Annotated in this window: 1 protein-coding gene and 1 pseudogene; both read right to left on the reverse strand. The window is 47.4% G+C overall.

Going from position 1 to position 626, the window contains the following annotated elements; translation table 11 throughout:
* A pseudogene (locus tag R8O10_RS25975) lies at nt 1–242 on the reverse strand (glutamate synthase small subunit); the annotation flags it as partial.
* Between the two features lie 21 nt (nt 243–263).
* A partial coding sequence (locus R8O10_RS25980; RefSeq protein WP_318192064.1) for a hypothetical protein occupies nt 264–626 on the reverse strand: 363 nt, incomplete at its 5' end.

Consider the following 626-nt stretch of genomic DNA (forward strand, 5'->3'; position numbering starts at 1 on the left):
ACGGCTTCTAAAATTCGACCTTCATTCGCCAGTTTTAGCCACTGAGGAATGTAGTTATGGACGGGGCACTTCCATTCACAATATGGGTTACCGCAATCCAAACAGCGATCGGCTTGCGCCGTTGCTTGTTGTTTCGTGAACGGCTCGTAGATTTCAACAAACTCAATCTTACGAATCTTAATTGGTTTTTTCGCCGGATCTACGCGTTGAACATCGATAAATTGGTAAACGTTCTGACTCATGATTCAAACATCCTCCATGATTTATTGGGCTTGAACGCGCAGTTCAGCAGCGCTGCGGCTTTGGTGACCAAGTAGCGTGTTTAAGTCAGCCGCTTGAGGTTTCACCAAGTAGAACTTCGGAATCCATTCGTCAAAGTTCGCCAAAATATGTTCTGCATGGCTAGAGCCAGTCTCTTCGAGATGCTCCGCAATTAGGCCGCGCAAGTGCTCTTGGTGGATGTATAGATCCGACAGTGAAATGGCTTCCACCGATTCGTTGTTTACACGACCTTGGAAGTCTTGATTTTCATCCAACACGTAAGCAAAACCGCCCGTCATACCAGCGCCGAAGTTCACTCCTGTGGCGCCAAGAATAGCCACAATGCCGCCAGTCATGTATTCACA

It is taken from the genome of Vibrio sp. 1727 (genome assembly GCF_033344415.1).
In the GTDB taxonomy this organism is placed as follows: domain Bacteria; phylum Pseudomonadota; class Gammaproteobacteria; order Enterobacterales; family Vibrionaceae; genus Vibrio; species Vibrio alginolyticus.